This is a genomic window from Sphingomonas ginsengisoli An et al. 2013 (assembly GCF_009363895.1).
Lineage (GTDB): Bacteria > Pseudomonadota > Alphaproteobacteria > Sphingomonadales > Sphingomonadaceae > Sphingomicrobium > Sphingomicrobium ginsengisoli.
Map to the genome: position 1 here is coordinate 1,809,401 of NZ_CP045434.1, position 17,144 is coordinate 1,826,544.

Below are 17,144 nucleotides of genomic sequence, written 5' to 3' on the forward strand. Positions count from 1 at the left end.
CATTTGGCTTCGAACACACAGCCATTCCCCTCCGCCTCGCTCGGTTCAATCGACCAGAACTTCCCATCAATGCATGCGTTTGGCCCCGCCAGCACGAATGGCGGAAGAGCGTTTGCGCTTGGACGCAGGTGTTACGAGCACCTCCCACAGCAGGCTTGGGCGGCGATGCCAAGACTGTATCGGCGGATCAAGAAAGCGGTCTTAAGGAAGCCTAAGCAAAGGCCAGGTCGTCTTGGCGCATGTGCAGATAGTTGCTGTCGAAGTCGCCTGCGGCTGCTAATCTCCGCCAGTCGCCTATCGAAATTACGCGTGCACTGGGCCGAAGGATCAGGCCTTCAGCCTCAAGCGCCTTCAGGCTTCGGTTAACATGTACCGACGTGAGCCCTGTCGCGTCTGCAACCTGTTCCTGCGTCATTGGCAAGTCATAACGCGTTTCCTCTCCCAAGCCCGCAGACTTGAGGCGCAGTGAGAATTCACAAAGGAGATGAGCAACACGCGTACGTGCGTTTCTCCTGCCGACATTCGCGATCCACTCGCGGAAGATCGACGCGTCCACCAGCGTGTCGACCCACATGGCGCGTGCGATTGTAGGTCTCTCGAGCGTAAGACGGACAACATTCTCGCGCGGGATCATCGCCACGTCGCCAGAGGTAAGCATTTCAACGCTGTGGTCGGCGACCTTGAGCAGCGAGCTCTGTAGATCGACAACCTCGCCTTTCATGTGCACGGCTAAAATCTGCCGTTTCCCGGTCCCAACTAGCTTCGAACGGACTGCGTAGCCCGAGAGGACCACGCAACAGTGAGTGGCAAGCTCGCCTTCACGGACGATCATCTGGTCGCGTTTCATGGTCGTGAGAATGAAAGGGAGTGCCATGATGGCAGCACGATCTTCAGCATCTAGACTTGCCCGATAGGCGAGCTTCTCAACCAGAGGCTCCAAGGTCGAAGTATCTGTGTGGCGTTGCACGGCGTGGCTCCCAATGCGTGGGCGATACCAGTTGGTGGGCGTTCGCCCCATCGGGATTAGCCTCTACCGCGTCATGCTGCACTACCGCATCCACATCGAGGATGAGCGCAGTGCCCTCGAGCGCATTTGAGTGCTTAAGCGAGCCGAACTTTTGCCAGACCTCGTGGTTGTATTCTTCTCGATTTCGTCAGGAGTGCGTGATGAGCAGCAAGCGTGAACTCGTCGATACTGGAGCCGACAAGCGCTATGTCCGGCGCGACGATGACGGGAAATTCAAGGAGAGCGATGACCAGGCCAAGTCGCTTAGGCGTGACGTTCAGCAACATGCCAAGTCCAAGAAGCCGAAGAGCCAAGGCGACAAGGGAGACTAAGGCTTAATGCGATCGGCTGGTTTCATGTTGATCGCGCCAGTTGCGACGAGCCTCTCTCATCGCTTACCGTTCTTTGAAGTCCCCGTGTTTCAGCGAGTCGAATGCGAGGGCTAGACGGAGTGACTCGCGGTGGAGCAAAGTATGCGCCTCACCGAGGATGAAGAATACTATCGTCAGCGGGTGATCATTGAGCGGCAGCGAGCCACGGACGCGCCCAATCTCAAGATTGCCAAGGTTCATATGCAGCTCGCTGATCTTTACGAAGAGCTGGTCGAGAGCAGGGAAGATGCGACGGTCATCTGTTGGCCGGGTACGTCTCGAGGGCATAACGACAATCGTTGAGATCAACCAAAATGTCGGCCTTGTGGGCGGTCGAGTCTTCACAGATTTGGGTGTGCCTGCATGAAAGGCCTCGGCTACTTGATTTCGACGCTCAGCGTCTGTCTGCTGGGGATCGTTTCATGGCGGAGCGACCAACCCTTTTGGAAGGCTGCGGTCCTGACCACGGGCATGGTCGCGTCAGTTCTCGGCATGCTCCTGCGCTTCCTGTCTCACCGCAAGGATCGAGCGGCGATAGCGTTTGCGCAGCGAGAGGCCGAGAATCAATCGTGCGGGCCGTCGACGGCTGCACCGCCAAAAACAAGCGGTGACGCCGGCGCAAAGAGTTAGATCAGGATTTGTGCTCAGGCTTTCCCTTGCGGCTAGTCTTGGCCATCTTCTCAAGCTCTTTCTCACTCATCGAAGAGGCCATCGACTTCGACGCACCTTTGAGCTCGCTTTTAGGTGTGTCACCTCGCTTAGCCGCAAGAGCCGCGCCAGCGGCTTTCTGTTGAGCTGCTGATTTAGCTGGCATCAGCGATCTCCTTACGTGATCCAGCGGCCAAACGTTCCAAGAGCTTTTTGGTTCGAGCGGATGCGAATTGCGAGCAGACCTGGCCGATGTCCGATTTCCACCCAAGCGGACTTGCCTATTGTAGCCGGTACACGTCGGCAGGCAGCATTGAGGCGGTTGGCGTGTGCTCAGACGCAGACGGAGTCTTGCAACGCCAGCGCATCGCCCGTCGCAGCATTACTCGCCGTGTTGTCGAAGATGCACCAGCGCTCGCCACTGACTCCAGCGATTTGGGCGGCATAGCCGGCGATCCGGCCTGTATAGCTTGAATGATATATCACCGGCGAGCCATGCAGCCGCCAGTAGCGTAAATCGGGCCAGCCTCCCGGGATTGCAGCGGCCGGCACCCGCGCCGGGTCGGCCGCGACCCGCGCTACCTTCAGCTCGGCCAAGAGCGCATCGGCCTCCGGTTCGAACCAGCTCGCGTGTCGCGGCTCGCAGGCAAGCAGGGCCGGGCAGCGCGTCGCCAGTTCGGCCATGAAGGGTTGAACGACGGATGCGTCAAACTCGAGGCTCGGCGGAAGCTGGACCAGCAGCACGGCCAGCTTGTCGCCGAGCAGCGCGACCTGCTGCAAAAACGGCGGTAGCAATTCGGCATAGTCGATCAGCCGTCGCTCGTGCGTGATCGTCTTGGGCAGCTTGACCGAGAAGCGGAAGTCGACCGGCACGCTGTCGCGCCACCTTTCCCAGGTCGAGTGCCGGTGTGGCCGGTGGAAGCTGCTGTTGATCTCCACGCATCCGAACACCGCCGCGTAGCGCTCCAGCCCGCTGCCTTGGCCCGGGAATGCGTCGGCCGCGTTGCGATCAATGCCCCAGCCGGCGGTGCCGATGCGCGGGACGGGGGGAGCGTGGTTCATGCGCCGAAAACGCGTTTCACTATTCTTTCGCCTAATGCCTGCTTCCAACTCGAGACGAGCTGACAGCCGAGCGGGATCCGACAGCGTGTCGGAGCTGGCGGGACCCAATTTGCAGATGCTCGAGCCAAAGAAGGCACACTTACTTTCGACGCAGGAAAGCGAGGCCGGCCGCCGCCGCCAAAAGCGCAGCCCCGACCTTGGCCCTGCCGCGCCGTTTGAGTAGGCCGAGCCCAACCGTTGCCAGGGCCGAGGAGGCCATCGAGATCCGGCGCGCCCCGACCAGCGGGCCCGCCCGCGACGCGGCCCGCGAGACGAGATAATCGTGGCCGTTGCTCGCCCGCGTCGGCGTGCCGCGCGCCACCGTTTTGCCGGCCCCGACCGCCTCCGCCAGGCTCGCACGTAGTGACGCCTCTTCGGTTGGTCCGTCTCCGCCAGCAACATGATCCGCGCTCCAGGCGCCCCGCTGGCCCAGCGGCACCTCGCGACCCCGGGTCGTGTCGCGCCCGGTCTGATGCTCAAGCTCGCTGTTGAGCTCCCCGGCGAACAACAGGAGATAGGAAGAAAGATACAGCCAGCTGAGCATTACCACAGTCGCGCTGAGGCTGCCGTAGGTCGCACCATAATTGCCGAAATTCTTGACGTAAAAACCGAAGCCGAGGGTGAGCACGATCCAGCCGATGGCGTACAGCATTGAGCCCGGCGTGAGCCAGATCCACTTCGCTTCGTTACGTGCTGGTCCATAGCGAAAAAGCGTCGCGGCAGCGGCGGCGGCGGCGGCCCCCAGCAACACAAAGGTCAGCAGCTGGAACAGCGCGGCACCGATCGGTCCGACATCGGGCAACAACTTCTCGAGTGCCGCCAGCATGGCGATCGCGCCCCCCGCGATCAGCGCCAGCACTACGGCGGCCACCGTAATCAGAAGGGCGAGGACGGTCGTCGCGACCAGGCTTCGCGTTTCCTCTTCCTCATAGGCGATGTTGAGTGCGGTCACGACCGAACCGGCGGCGTTGCGCGCGCCCCACAGTGCGATGACGAGCGCCAACAGTAGTCCGAACCCCTTCTTGCCGCCGCTCGTATCGACCACGGAGATGAGCTGTTGCCCGATCAGCTGCCCGGTTTCGCCCGGTAGCAGCCGAGTGATCGCGGTCGCGTGGCGAAGGACCGTCTCGGGCTCCGCGACCAAGCCGTAGGTCAGCACGATGGCGCCGAGCAGCGGGATCAGCGCAAGAAAGCCGTAGAACGCCACTCCAGCGGCGACGATGCCCACATTGTCCTGGCCGGTTTCCCGCCACGTGCGGAGGATGACATCCTTCCAACCCGCGAGCGGAATGGCGCTGGGCGTGGCGGCCGCACGACCGCGGTCGTCCGGTGCGGATGGACTGCCCATGCCGAAAACTCCCTCGCCGGCTCAACCCCACGGGGCTGCCGCCGTTCCGAGCGCTCGCTTATCGGCGTTTGGCTCCCTGGCCCTCGCCGCGTTACGCCCTCCGCCGATCGTCACTACCCCCGAAACAACAGGAACGGCTCCCGCCCGAGCCCGTTGGCCGGGAAAGGAGTGGCAGCCATGGCAGACGGCAGTGATGAGCGGCGCGGAGCGCGGACGGGCAATCGGCAAGGCCGGCGACAAGACGCTCAGGCCGATGTCAGTGGCCGGGCGCTGATCGGCATTGGGCTGGGGCTGGCGGCTGCCGGCGCGGCGGCCTTCTTTGTGGCCAAATCGCGCGAGGACGACACCGGCGAGGGATCGCTACTGAGTGACGCGCCCGACCACGTGCTGCGTGGCAAGGCGCGCAAGACCGCCCGCAACAGCGAAGCCGGCGCGGCGCTGGTCGGCCGCACGGTGACGATCAACAAGCCGCGCCAGGATCTTTACGAGGTCTGGCGCGACTTTACCCGCTTCCCCGACTTCATGGACAATGTGCGCGAGGTCCGGAAGCTCGACGACAAGGTCTCCGAATGGACGATCGCGGCGCCAGCAGGTGCCAGTGTTACGCTCAAGACGCGGATCATCGAGGACGAGCCCGGCACCACCATCGCCTGGGCCAGCGAGCCCGACAGCCCGATCGAGACCGCCGGCAGAGTCGAGTTCGCCGACGCGCCCCCGGGTCGTGGCACATATGTGCGGCTGGTGATGCGCTACACGCCGCCGGTGGGCACGCTCGGCCGACTGGCGGCAAAGCTGCTGCAGCGCGAGCCGAACGTGCAGGCGCGCCGCGACCTCAACCGCTTCAAGTCGCTGATGGAAACCGGCGAGGTCGCGACAAATGCCTCGCCCTCCGGCCGCAAGTCGGAAACCCCCACCGAAGCCCGGATCTAGGAGTAAAGCCATGCGTGCACTCACTTGGCACGGCCGCCACGACGTTCGCGTGGACACCGTTCCCGACCCCGAGATCGTCAACCCGCGCGACGCAATCATCAAGGTGACCTCGACCGCCATCTGCGGCTCGGACCTTCACCTCTACGACAAGTATATCCCGACGCTCCGCGCGGGCGACGTGCTCGGCCACGAGTTCATGGGCGAAGTGGTCGAGGTCGGGCCCAAGTCGACGCTCAAAAAGGGACAGCGGGTGGTCGTCCCCTTCACCATCAGCTGCGGCAGCTGCTTCTTTTGCGAAAAGCAGCAATATAGCGCCTGCGACAACAGCAATCCGGCCGAGACGTCCGATGCGTCCGAGACGCTGATGGGGCATCCGATGGGTGCGGCGTTCGGTTACGCGCACCTGACCGGCGGCTATGCCGGTGGCCAGGCCGAATATGTCCGCGTGCCCTACAGCGATGTCGGCCCGCTGGTGATCCCCGACGGGCTCGAGGACGACCAGGTGCTGTTCCTGTCGGACATCTTGCCGACCGGGTACCAGGGCGCGATCAACGCTGACATCGAGCCGGGCGATACTGTCGCGGTCTGGGGCTGCGGCCCGGTGGGCTTGTTCGCCATCCAGTCGGCGTTCCTGCTCGGCGCGCACCGGGTGATCGCGATCGACCATTACCCCAATCGGCTGCGCCTCGCGAAAGAGAAGGGCGCAGACATCCTCGACTATCGCGAGGTCAACGTGCTCGAGGCACTGAAGGAGATGACCGGCGGGATCGGCCCCGATGCGGTGATCGATTGCGTCGGGATGGAGAGCCACGGCCTCGCCATCGACAATGTTATGGACACGATGAAGGCGCACACCTTTCTCGGCACCGACCGGCCGCACGCGCTCAGGCAGATGATCATCGCCTGCCGCAAGGGTGGGCGCATCTCGATCCCTGGGGTCTATGGCGGGTTCGTCGACAAATTCCCCTTGGGTGCGCTGATGGAGAAGGGGCTGCAGGTGAAGAGCGGCCAGACTCACATGCAGAAATGGATGAAGCCGCTCCTTGAGCACATCCAGAAGGGCGAGATCGACACCACCTGGTTCATCTCGCACCGCGCTCCGCTCGAGCAGGCAGCCGAGATGTACCGTCACTGGCACGATGAGCAGAACGACTACACCAAGATCGTGCTCAAGCCCGAGATGGCCAAGCCCTCCACCCAGGCCGCCAAGCCAGCCGCCGTCACCGAACCCGCGTAAGGAGTTTTCACCATGGCCAACAAACTTGCCGTCGTCACCGGCGCTTCGTCCGGGATCGGGCTCGAACTCGCCAAGCTCGCCGCGGGTGAGGGATACGACCTGATCGTCGCCGCCGACACGCCGTTCGTGGATGCCTCGGCGGGGCTCAAGGACCTTGGCGTCACGGTCGAGCAGATCGAGACCGACCTCGCCACCGAAGCGGGCGTGAAGGAGTTGCTCGGCAAGATCGGCAATCGCCAGGTCGATGTCCTCGCCGCCAACGCCGGCCATGGCCTCGGCCACGCCTTCCTCGACCAAGAGCCGCGCGACTGGCGCGGCGTGATCGACACCAACATCACCGGCACGCTGCTGTTGATCCAGCCGATCGCCAAGAAGATGGTCGCGCGGGGCGAGGGCCGGATCCTCATCACCGGCTCGATCGCCGGTCATCTCGCGGGCTCGTTCCAGGCGGTCTACAACGGCACCAAGGCGTTCGTCGACAGCTTCGCCGCCGCGCTCAACAATGAACTTAAGGACACCGGCGTCACCGTCACCTGCCTCAAGCCGGGGGCGACCGACACCGAATTCTTCGAGCGTGCCGACATGGAGGACACCAAGGTCGGCCAGGCCAAGAAGGACGATCCCGCCGATGTCGCTAAGACCGGCTGGGAGGCTATGAAGGACGGCAAGGAGAGCGTCGTCTACGGCCTCAAGAACAAGGCGCAGGTGCTCGCCTCGGGCGTGCTTCCGGAAAAGGTGACCGCGATGCTCCACCGCCAGCAGGCTGAACCCGGCAGCGGTGAGGATTGAGGCAAGCCTTTAGTCTCACCGCCGATCGGACAAGCTTTGTCCCTCATCGTGGCGGCGGCGCGCCGCGATGTGCGCGGCCAAGTGCTCGGCGTCCTCTCCGACCCCGGCCAGCAAGGTCGACTTGCGTTTGCTGAGCCAGGGGAGGCCGAGGAAGTAGAGGCCCGGGATGGGGCTTATCCCGCGGTCGTGAATGGGTTTGCCCGCGGCGAACACCGGCAGATCGATCCATTCGAAATCGAGCCTATAGCCGGTCGCCCAGATCACGCTCCCAATCCTCGCCGCGGCAAGGTCGAGCCGGCGTAGCGGGTCGCTCACGCACGGCAGCAATGGGCGCGGAGCCGAGGGCTCCGTCGGAGGCAGCGCCAAGTTTTTCATCAGCGCATGGACGTCGATGGCAGCCACGAACCGATCGTAATGTGCGTCGCCCGCAGCTAGGCTTTCTTCAAGGTCACGCGCGAAAGTCGCGACTCCATCGTGAATGCCGGTCACGCGGCCAGTCAGGGTCACGCCCGTGCCGGCGAGACCGCGCAGATCGACCTCATGGCCGCCGGCGACCCCGGTCAACAGCGGCGGCGGCTCCTCGGCGGGGCGCTGCGCCGAGGTCCGGTCCCATTCTCCCAGCGCATATTCCCAATGGTGAAAATCGTATCCGCGATAGCGTCGGGGCACCCGTCGGTGCGAGCCCACCGCCAGCCAGACCTCGCGCCCGCTGGCGGCAAGTTCGGCGGCGATCTGCACGCCCGAGGCACCAGCGCCGACGATGAGCACGCCGCCCGCGGGTAATCGCGCGGGATTGCGATAGGCACTGGTATGGAGCTGGAAGACAGCGCCAAGCTCGGCGGCGAACGACGGCAACGCCGGCCGCTGATAGGGGCCGGTAGCGACAACCACGTTGCGGGCAACAATGGTTCCCGCGCCGGTCTCGGCAGCAAAACTGTCGCCGTCCAGACCGAGGCGTCGGACCTCGACACCTTCCCGCACTGGTGCGTTGATGAAATCGGCGTAGGCCGCGATGAGCCGGCAAATCTCGTCGCGGCCCGCAAAGTCATCCGGAGCCTTACCGGCATAAGCGAATCCTGGCAGCTCGACCCCCCAATTGGGGAATTGGAACCGCAGTGAATCCCAGCGCTCGCTGCGCCAGCGCTCGGCGATCCTGCCGCGCTCCAGGAGCAGGTGGGGCACCCGCCAACGCGATAGCCAGAAGCTCATCGCCAAACCGGCCTGCCCCGCTCCGATCACCAGCGTATCGACAGTTCTAGGAGCGCTTTCCATCGGCGCACTATCGCAAGCCAGTCATGCGACGTCACGCTGTCGTGAGCGAGCAGCGGAACGTCTGCTTTCCACCCATTGCGGACATTCACATGTCCTTTAGGTTGGCGGCATGGCGAGCACTCACTTGGACCTGGCAGCCTCGGTCGCCCGGCTTATCGATGCCGCAATATCGATTCTGTATTTGTACAGGAGCGGCCCAACCTCGGCCGACCAAAGTTTGCCGCGAGCAATCGACTTCGAGCTTTCTAGTCGGACGGCCCGTGCGAACGGCGGCGAGCGTGCTCGCCCGATCTAGTCAGGCGGCCTGATCCTGCAATTCGGCGAAGCCGATAAACTGCGCGCGCAAGCTTGCGTCGCTAATTGGATTCACGAGTCGCGTCACAATTTGGGCCAAACTTTGGTCGTCGGACATTTCAGAGCCACCTGACACGAAGCCCATCGACCATGCAGCGAACTGACGGTTTTCTACGTACTGCTCGCTGAGAAGCACGCAGGCATAGTGGCGGTGATCCTGTATAATGCGGGCGTAAGTCGAGCGGACGGCTTCTGTCGGTCCTTCAAGCGCTTGCAGAAAGCGGCGCTCACCAGCGACGAGAAGGCCAGTGACGTCGTCTCTGGAATTATTAGCGCGAGACTTCTCAAGGATTGTTGCGCACGTCGATCCGGTGATCACCTCACGTGCAGAACTGATATAGACTAACTGAAGCACGCCAACTCTCCCAGGAACGAGCGCGCCTCAATGCACAAAGTGCGTTAAAGCGGAGTCAACGGTCTTTTAAACTCAGCGAATTTTTAATCCTTTGCCGACCAGATTTTCGACCAAGGCGGAAATTGAGCTCGAGGCCGCGGTGAGCCGAGAAAATGGAGAGGAGTTCAAGCTCCTCCACTTTAACAGCACGCTTAGTGCGTGAACCTCATCGCAGGTATAGCCGCTTAGGCGGCCTCTGATTGCGAAGGCCGAAGCGTGTTGTTGATGGCGGCGACCAGCTCCGGTACGGTGAATGGCTTGCCGAGGACAGCTACATCCCTCGGCCGCTCCCCAATTTCATCAGCCTCGGCATAGCCGGTGATAATCATAGCCCGCAGTCCGGGCTTGAGCTCCCGAGCGGCTATTACGATTTCCGTACCGCGCAGCTGCGGCATTGCATAATCGCTGATGAGGAGTTCGAATTCTTCTGCCTGCAACAACTCAAGTGCAGCGGCGCCGCTGGCTGCTTCGCTCACCGAGTGGCCGAGGTCGCGAAGAAGCGCGGCTGTCGTCGCGCGTACCTCGGCATGATCGTCGACCAGTAGAATGGCGGTCGGTGGCGTTTCGACATGTTCGCTGACCGGTAACGGGAGCGCCTCCTTGCGTGCTGCCGTCGTTGAACGCGGGAGCCAGATCGTCGCCCGCGTGCCGCGCCCCAGTTCGCTCCTCAATTGGAGTGTTCCTCCAGACTGTCGAGCAAAACCATACACCATGCTCAGCCCAAGTCCGGTCCCCTTACCCACGGGCTTGGTGGTAAAGAAAGGTTCCAAGACCTTTTGCAGGATGTCCGGAGCGATTCCGACACCTTCGTCACAAACTTCAGCAGTGACGTACGATCCTGCAGGTAGGCCGAGTTCGCCGTTCTCCCCCACCTCTTGGTTCTTGGCGGAAACAGTGATCGTACCCCCGCTGGGCATGGCATCGCGCGCGTTGATGATCAGGTTCATCAAAGCCAGCTCAAGCTGCGATTGGTCGGCGAAAGCGCACCACTTCGCTGTGGGGAAAGCCCACTTGAGCTCCACGAGACCGCCCAAGGTGTGGCTGAGGAGATCATGGACTCCCTTGTGTAAGGTTGCGATGTCGACCGGCGCCGGCTGCAATTGCTGGCGCCGCGCAAAGGCCAAAAGTCGCCCAACAAGCTCGGTGCCCTGGTCCGCAGCACGCTTGGTCATGGCTAGAATCTTGCGGTGCTCCTCCGCCAACTCGGCGCGGCGCTCAATCAGGCCGATACCGCCGAGGACCGCGGCGAGCAGATTGTTGAAATCGTGCGCGATGCCGCCCGTAAGCTTGCCGATCGCGTCCATCTTCTGCGCTTGCACCAGTTGGTTCTCCAGCATGCGCTGCTCAGTCACGTCGGTCAGCGATCCGGCATATTCGACGGGCTCCCCATCAGCATCGCGCAGCAGCACAGCTTGATCTTGGAAGTGCTTGTAGCTGCCATCGGCGCAGCGCCAGCGGTACTCGACGGATAGCTTGCCAGTCGCCGTTCGTTCCTCAAGCGCGCGCAGGACTCGCTCGCGGTCGTCCTCATGAAGCCGCGATGCCCATAATGTGGGATTCTCGAGTACCTGCGCGAACGGATAACCCGTGATGCCGATACAGTCGCCACTGACGAAGGTAGGGCAGCGCGGCTCGCAAGCGAGGGGCTCCAGATACAAGAGGATGGGCAACGACTGGATGATCGCGGCTTGCCGCTGTTCGGCGCGGCGTAGATCCTGCTCGGCTCGGAGGCGCTCGGCATTGGCGCGCAAATTGGCGTCGAGCAGCGCCTGCTCGTGCTTGGCTTTCCGCTCGATCTCGCGCGTTTTGGCAAACAGATCGACGAACACTGCGACTTTCGAACGCAGCACCACCGATTCCACAGGTTTGAAGACATAGTCGACCGCACCCATGGAATAGCCGCGGATTAAGTGTTCAGCTTCTTTGTTGACTGCCGACAGAAAGACGATGGGGATGCGCTTGGTCTGTTCGCGGCTACGGATGATGCTGGCAGTCTCGTAGCCGTCCATTCCGGGCATGTAGACGTCGAGCAAAATAACCGCGAAGTCACCCCCGAGGAGATGACGCAGGGCCTCCTCGCCAGATCTGGCGACGACTACGTCGCCGATATCCTCAAGCACCGTTGCGATCGCAAGGAGATTTCGCTCGTCATCATCAACGACCAGCACGCGCACGTGCTCGGACATTTCCGAACTCTCCGATGGGTTATTCGGGGTCGGGGAGGTCACAACTATTCCGCAGCTTCAATGATCAACTGTCCCGTGGTGGCGTCGCGGCTCCGCGCAACCCACACGCGCAAGAGAGCGAGCAGCAGGTCGATGTCGACCGGCTTGGCTATATAATCGCTAGCCCCCGCATCGAGGCACTTCTGACGATCGCCCTTCATCGCCTTCGCAGTGACAGCAATGAGCGGCACGTCAGCTAGTGCAGGACGCGAGCGAATCTGCTGCATCGTCTCGTAGCCGTCCATTTCGGGCATCATAATGTCGATAAGTGCTGCATCGATGCTCGGTGTACGTTCCAAAATCGCGATGCCTTCTTTGCCGCGCTCGGCGTGCATCACTTCGACCCCGTAGCTTTCAAGCACGCTGGTGAGCGAGAAGATGTTGCGGATGTCGTCATCCACAATCAACATCTTGGCGCCAGCGAGTTCCGGCACCTCGCGCACCGGCACTGGCGCGGCTTGGCGGGCCGGCGCGCGCTTGCGTCCCGCCTTGCGAGCTTGGGCCAGCAGGTCGCGGAACACCCCGCCGAGTTCGGCTTGGTCGGCCGGCTTCTCGGTCACGCCGAACGCCCCCATGGCGATGACAGACTCCCGCCGGTCCGCGCCCGAAATGACGTGGATGGGAGTGTCGCGCGTGTCTGGATCATGCTTGAGCAAATCGAGCAGCACAAACCCGTCGATGTCGCTCAACCCCAAGTCGAGCGTAATGGCATTCGGATGCAGTTTGCGCGCCAGGTTCAGCGTTCCTGAACCAGCGGTCGAGACCACGCCCTTTAGGCCGTTCTCACGGGCAAGATCGAGCAAGATGGACGCAAACGTCGGATCATCTTCGACGATTAGGACAAAGGGATCACGGCCCAGGCTATCGCGATCGTCCTGAATCTCGAACGTGCTGGGCAGCGCCGTGGGAACATTGGCGCCACTGTTCTCATAACGGACATTGCTGCTGCCCGAGGGCGCGGCCTCCGCGTGTGCCGCGGACAACGGCACGAACAGGGTGAAGGTCGATCCCTCCCCGGGGGTGGAGCGGACCTGCAGCTCGCCACCTAGCAGGCGGGCAATTTCGCGGCTGATGGAGAGACCAAGGCCTGTACCGCCATACTTACGACTGGTCGTACCGTCAGCCTGCTGAAACGCCTCGAAGATCAACTTCTGCTTGTCGTCGGGAATACCGATACCGGTGTCCGTAACCGCTATCTCAATGGCTAGCTCTCCGGCGCGTAGCACCGGATGACTGTTACTCCACCCGCTGGTCGCGCAGCGCACATCGAGTGTGACGCCGCCGCGAGCCGTGAACTTGAAGGCATTGGACAGGAGATTAAGAACGATCTGCTGCAGGCGCTTCTCGTCCGTCCGGATGGCCTCCGGCAGGGCGGCATCAAAGTTGACGTTGAACTCAAGATTCTTGTCGGCCGCAAGCTGACGGAAGGTCCGCTCCATGTGCTGCTTGAGGCTGCCCATCGGCATCTCGCCAACCTCGATGCTCACGGTACCCGACTCGATCTTCGAAAGATCGAGGATGTCGTTGATGAGGCTGAGCAGGTCGGAACCCGCCGAATTTATCGTCTTGGCGAACTCGACCTGCTTCTCGTTGAGGTTGCCGTGCTGATTGTCGGACAGCAGCTTAGACAAAATTAGCAGCGAGTTGAGCGGCGTCCGCAATTCGTGGCTCATGTTGGCCAGGAACTCGGACTTGTACTTGGAAGTGAGCGCCAGCTGCTCCGCCTTCTCCTCGATCGCACGCCGAGCCATATCGATCTCGATGTTCTTGGCTTCGACCTGCTTCTTCTCGTTTTCGAGCAGCTGCGCCTTTTCCTGAAGCTCCTCGTTTGTCGCGTGAAGCTCTTCCTGCTTGGTGGTGAGTTCGGTCTGCCGCGCCTGCAGCTCCTGGGTCAGCAGCTGAGACTGCTTGAGCAGACCCTCTGTCCGCATAGTTGCGGCAATCGTGTTGAGGACGATGCCGACCGACTCCATCAGCTGGTCTAGGAAGCTCTGGTGCGTTTCGTTGAAGTCGCTGAACGAGGCGAGCTCGATCACGGCTTTGACGTCGTCCTCGAACAAGGCCGGCAGGATGTTGACGTTGGCTGGCGCTGAATGGCCGAGGCCTGAGCCGATCCTGATGAAGTCGGCCGGAGCGTTCTTGAGCAGGATCGGCCGCTTGTCCGCCGCAGCTTGACCGACCAACCCTTCGCGCAAGCTGAACTCCCTGCGCAGCTTGTCAGGACTGTCAGCGCCGTAGCTGGCGACCAGCTCGAGCTTGGTTTCGTCCTCCTCACGCTTGGTGACGTAGAACACGCCGTACTGGGCGTTCACCAGCGGCGCGAGTTCGGACATGATGAGGTTCGACACTGTGGCAAGGTCGCGCTCGCCCTGCAGCATGCGGCTGAACCTCGCGAGGTTGGTCTTAAGCCAATCCTGCTCCGCATTCTTCAAAGTCTGCTCCTTGAGGTTGCGGATCATCTCGTTGATGTTGTCCTTTAGCGCTGCCATCTCACCCGACGCCTCGACGGCGATGGAGCGCGACAGGTCGCCCTTGGTCACTGCGGTAGCCACGTCGGCAATGGAGCGGACTTGGTTGGTCAGGTTGGCAGCGAGCTGGTTCACGTTGTCGGTGAGGTCGCGCCAGAGGCCGGCGGCGCCAGGCACGCGCGCCTGTCCGCCAAGCCGGCCTTCGATGCCGACCTCGCGGGCCATGTTGGTCACCTGATCGGCAAAGGTCGCCAGCGTGTCGATCATGAAGTTGATCGTCTCGGCCAGCGCTGCGATCTCGCCTTTGGCGTCCACCGTCAGCTTTCGCTTAAGGTTACCCTGAGCAACCGCGGTCACCACCTCCGCGATACCGCGCACCTGGTTTGTAAGATTGGTCGCCATCAGGTTCACGTTGTCCGTGAGGTCCTTCCAGGTACCACCCACCCCCGGCACCTGCGCCTGACCACCGAGCTTGCCTTCAGTGCCGACCTCGCGCGCAACGCGGGTCACTTCGGAGGCGAAGCCATTGAGCTGGTCGACCATGGTGTTGATGGTGTTTTTTAGAGCTAGAATCTCGCCCTTCACGTCCACCGTGATCTTCTTGGATAGGTCGCCTTTGGCCACCGCGGTCGTCACGTCCGCGATGTTGCGGACCTGACCTGTCAGGTTTGCAGCCATCAGATTCACATTGTCGGTAAGGTCGGCCCAGGTGCCGGCGACGCCCGGCACCTGCGCCTGGCCGCCGAGCTTGCCCTCGGTACCCACTTCGCGGGCCACGCGGGTGACTTCGCCGGCAAACGAATTGAGCTGATCCACCATCGTGTTGATGGTGCTTTTCAGCTCGAGGATTTCGCCTTTCACGTCGACGGTGATCTTCTTGGAGAGATCGCCCGACGCGACCGCGGTGGTCACCTCGGCGATGTTGCGCACCTGACCCGTAAGATTCGCGGCCATGGCGTTCACGTTGTCGGTGAGGTCCTTCCACGTGCCGCCCACCCCCGGCACCTGCGCCTGCCCGCCGAGCTTACCTTCGGTGCCGACCTCGCGCGCCACGCGGGTCACCTCCGACGCAAAGCCGTTGAGCTGATCGACCATCACGTTGATGGTGTCCTTCAGCTCGAGGATCTCGCCCTTCACGTCGACCGTGATCTTCTTGGACAAATCACCGCGGGCCACGGCGGTGGTCACCTCCGCGATGTTGCGGACCTGACCGGTCAGATTGCCGGCCATAAGGTTCACGCTTTCGGTCAGGTCGGCCCAGGTGCCTGCGACGCCTTCCACCTGCGCCTGACCGCCGAGCTTGCCTTCGGAGCCGACCTCGCGGGCCACGCGGGTCACCTCGGATGCGAAGGAGTTTAGCTGATCCACCATGGTGTTGATGGTGTTCTTCAGCTCAAGGATCTCGCCCTTCACGTCGACCGTGATCTTCTTAGAAAGATCGCCCTTCGCCACGGCCGTCGTCACCTCGGCGATGTTGCGGACCTGACCCGTCAGATTGCCGGCCATGAGGTTCACGCTGTCCGTCAAGTCGGCCCAGGTACCGCCGACGCCGGGAACCTGCGCCTGGCCTCCGAGCTTGCCTTCCGAACCCACCTCGCGCGCCACTCGAGTCACCTCGGAAGCGAAGGAGTTGAGCTGGTCCACCATCGTGTTGATGGTGTCTTTCAGCTCCAGGATCTCACCACGCACGTCGACTGTGATCTTCTTGGACAGGTCGCCCTTGGCCACCGCGGTCGTCACATCCGCGATGTTGCGGACCTGGCCCGTCAGGTTTGCGGCCATCAGATTCACGTTGTCGGTAAGGTCGGCCCAAGTGCCGGCGACGCCCGGCACCTGCGCCTGACCGCCCAGCTTACCTTCGGTACCCACTTCACGCGCCACGCGAGTCACTTCGGATGCGAAGCCGTTGAGCTGATCCACCATGGTGTTGATGGTGTTCTTCAGCTCCAGAATTTCGCCGCGTACGTCGACGGTGATTTTCTTCGACAAGTCGCCCTTGGCGACCGCGGTAGTCACTTCAGCGATGTTGCGGACCTGGCCCGTCAGATTGTCGGCCATCAGGTTCACGTTATCGGTGAGGTCCTTCCACGTGCCGGCGACGCCTTCGACGCGCGCCTGCCCGCCAAGCTTCCCTTCGGTACCGACCTCGCGGGCGACGCGAGTCACCTCGGACGCGAAGCCGTTGAGCTGATCCACCATCACGTTGATAGTGTTCTTGAGCTCGAGGATCTCGCCCTTCACCTCGACCGTAATCTTCTTCGACAAGTCGCCGCGCGCCACGGCGGTGGTCACCTCCGCGATGTTGCGCACCTGGCCGGTCAGGTTGGTGGCCATGGCGTTCACATTGTCGGTGAGGTCCTTCCAGGTGCCGGCAACGCCTTTCACGTTGGCCTGGCCGCCCAGCTTGCCTTCGGTGCCGACTTCGCGAGCGACGCGCGTCACCTCGGCCGAGAAGGAACCGAGCTGCTCCACCATGGTGTTCACCACCTTGCCGATGCGGAGAAACTCACCGCGCAGGGGGCGTCCGTCGATCTCGACCGTCATAGTTTGCGACAAGTCGCCCTTCGCCACCGCGCCGATCACGCGCGACACCTCGGCGGTCGGCTGAACCATGTCCTCGATCAACTCATTGACGGAACGGATCGCCGTCTCCCAGCCGCCACGGGCGTTCTTCACCTGACCGCGCTGACTGATCTTGCCTTCTTTGCCGACAACCTGCGACAGACGCGCGAATTCCTGCGCCATGTCGTCATTGAGCGACACGACTTCATTGAATAGCGCTGCAATCTCGGCGTCGACGCCGTCAGCGTCTTCAGGCAAGCGAACAGTAAAGTCGCCCCGACGAAGAGCACGGAGAGCTGAGACAAGTTGGCGGCGATCGAAAGAGTCGCGCGATGTTTGGATGTTCAACTGCCTCTCCGTACGTCTCCCCCCGCCCAATATGACGCAGCCCCCCGGCTACGCTTGCTCATTAGCAGAGATAATCCTTGATGAGTGCTGA

The 17,144-nt window shown here is 62.3% G+C and carries 13 protein-coding genes; 5 read left to right on the forward strand and 8 right to left on the reverse strand.

Annotated elements, in window-relative coordinates; translation table 11 throughout:
- Nucleotides 1-211: 211 nt before the first annotated feature.
- Entirely contained in the window at nt 212-967 is a 756-nt protein-coding gene (locus GCU42_RS08700; RefSeq protein WP_240309388.1) for a Crp/Fnr family transcriptional regulator, read from the reverse strand.
- Nucleotides 968-1,167: 200 nt separating this feature from the next.
- Between GCU42_RS08700 and GCU42_RS15050 the strand changes: the two genes are divergently transcribed.
- Both GCU42_RS15050 and GCU42_RS08705 read left to right on the forward strand, forming a co-directional pair.
- A complete protein-coding gene (locus GCU42_RS15050) occupies nt 1,168-1,338 on the forward strand; it encodes a hypothetical protein (protein WP_168713109.1) in 171 nt (56 codons plus the stop codon).
- 141 nt (nt 1,339-1,479) lie between these two features.
- Nucleotides 1,480-1,680, forward strand: coding sequence for a hypothetical protein (locus tag GCU42_RS08705; RefSeq protein WP_152569523.1), 201 nt, complete (start codon nt 1,480-1,482; stop codon nt 1,678-1,680).
- 328 nt (nt 1,681-2,008) lie between these two features.
- On the opposite strand, the gene GCU42_RS08710 is transcribed toward GCU42_RS08705, so the two are convergent.
- The 3 genes from GCU42_RS08710 to GCU42_RS08720 all read right to left on the reverse strand — a co-directional run bounded on the left by GCU42_RS08710 (nt 2,009) and on the right by GCU42_RS08720 (nt 4,474).
- Nucleotides 2,009-2,191: a DUF3008 family protein gene (locus GCU42_RS08710; RefSeq protein ID WP_114227154.1), complete on the reverse strand. Its 183-nt coding sequence runs from the start codon at nt 2,189-2,191 to the stop codon at nt 2,009-2,011.
- A gap of 167 nt (nt 2,192-2,358) precedes the next feature.
- Nucleotides 2,359-3,135 (reverse strand): DUF72 domain-containing protein, encoded by a 777-nt coding sequence (locus GCU42_RS08715; protein ID WP_240309389.1) that lies wholly within the window; start codon nt 3,133-3,135, stop codon nt 2,359-2,361.
- Between the two features lie 91 nt (nt 3,136-3,226).
- Nucleotides 3,227-4,474: a YihY/virulence factor BrkB family protein gene (locus GCU42_RS08720; RefSeq protein ID WP_114227156.1), complete on the reverse strand. Its 1,248-nt coding sequence runs from the start codon at nt 4,472-4,474 to the stop codon at nt 3,227-3,229.
- 177 nt (nt 4,475-4,651) lie between these two features.
- On the opposite strand from GCU42_RS08720, the gene GCU42_RS08725 reads away from it, so the two are divergent.
- From GCU42_RS08725 to GCU42_RS08735, 3 genes are read left to right on the forward strand one after another with little or no spacing between them, the layout of a single operon-like run.
- Nucleotides 4,652-5,404 carry an SRPBCC family protein gene (locus tag GCU42_RS08725; protein WP_114227157.1) on the forward strand — a complete coding sequence of 251 codons (753 nt, stop codon included), beginning with the start codon at nt 4,652-4,654 and terminating at the stop codon, nt 5,402-5,404.
- A 10-nt stretch (nt 5,405-5,414) separates the two neighbouring features.
- Nucleotides 5,415-6,641 carry a zinc-dependent alcohol dehydrogenase gene (locus tag GCU42_RS08730; protein WP_114227158.1) on the forward strand — a complete coding sequence of 409 codons (1,227 nt, stop codon included), beginning with the start codon at nt 5,415-5,417 and terminating at the stop codon, nt 6,639-6,641.
- Between the two features lie 12 nt (nt 6,642-6,653).
- Nucleotides 6,654-7,430, forward strand: a complete 777-nt coding sequence (locus tag GCU42_RS08735) for an SDR family NAD(P)-dependent oxidoreductase (RefSeq protein ID WP_114227159.1) — start codon at nt 6,654-6,656, stop codon at nt 7,428-7,430.
- 15 nt (nt 7,431-7,445) lie between these two features.
- Here the strand turns inward: GCU42_RS08735 and GCU42_RS08740 are convergent, their stop codons facing one another.
- The 4 genes from GCU42_RS08740 to GCU42_RS08755 all read right to left on the reverse strand — a co-directional run bounded on the left by GCU42_RS08740 (nt 7,446) and on the right by GCU42_RS08755 (nt 17,053).
- Complete coding sequence (locus tag GCU42_RS08740) at nt 7,446-8,639, reverse strand: NAD(P)-binding domain-containing protein (RefSeq protein WP_240309457.1); 1,194 nt, start codon at nt 8,637-8,639, stop codon at nt 7,446-7,448.
- A 358-nt stretch (nt 8,640-8,997) separates the two neighbouring features.
- Nucleotides 8,998-9,411: a BLUF domain-containing protein gene (locus GCU42_RS08745; RefSeq protein ID WP_114227162.1), complete on the reverse strand. Its 414-nt coding sequence runs from the start codon at nt 9,409-9,411 to the stop codon at nt 8,998-9,000.
- A 224-nt stretch (nt 9,412-9,635) separates the two neighbouring features.
- A complete protein-coding gene (locus GCU42_RS08750) occupies nt 9,636-11,636 on the reverse strand; it encodes a response regulator (protein ID WP_114227163.1) in 2,001 nt (666 codons plus the stop codon).
- A gap of 44 nt (nt 11,637-11,680) precedes the next feature.
- The gene (locus GCU42_RS08755) at nt 11,681-17,053 is read right to left on the reverse strand and encodes a HAMP domain-containing protein (protein ID WP_205214952.1); all 5,373 of its coding nucleotides are present in this window, start codon (nt 17,051-17,053) and stop codon (nt 11,681-11,683) included.
- Nucleotides 17,054-17,144: the final 91 nt, after the last annotated feature.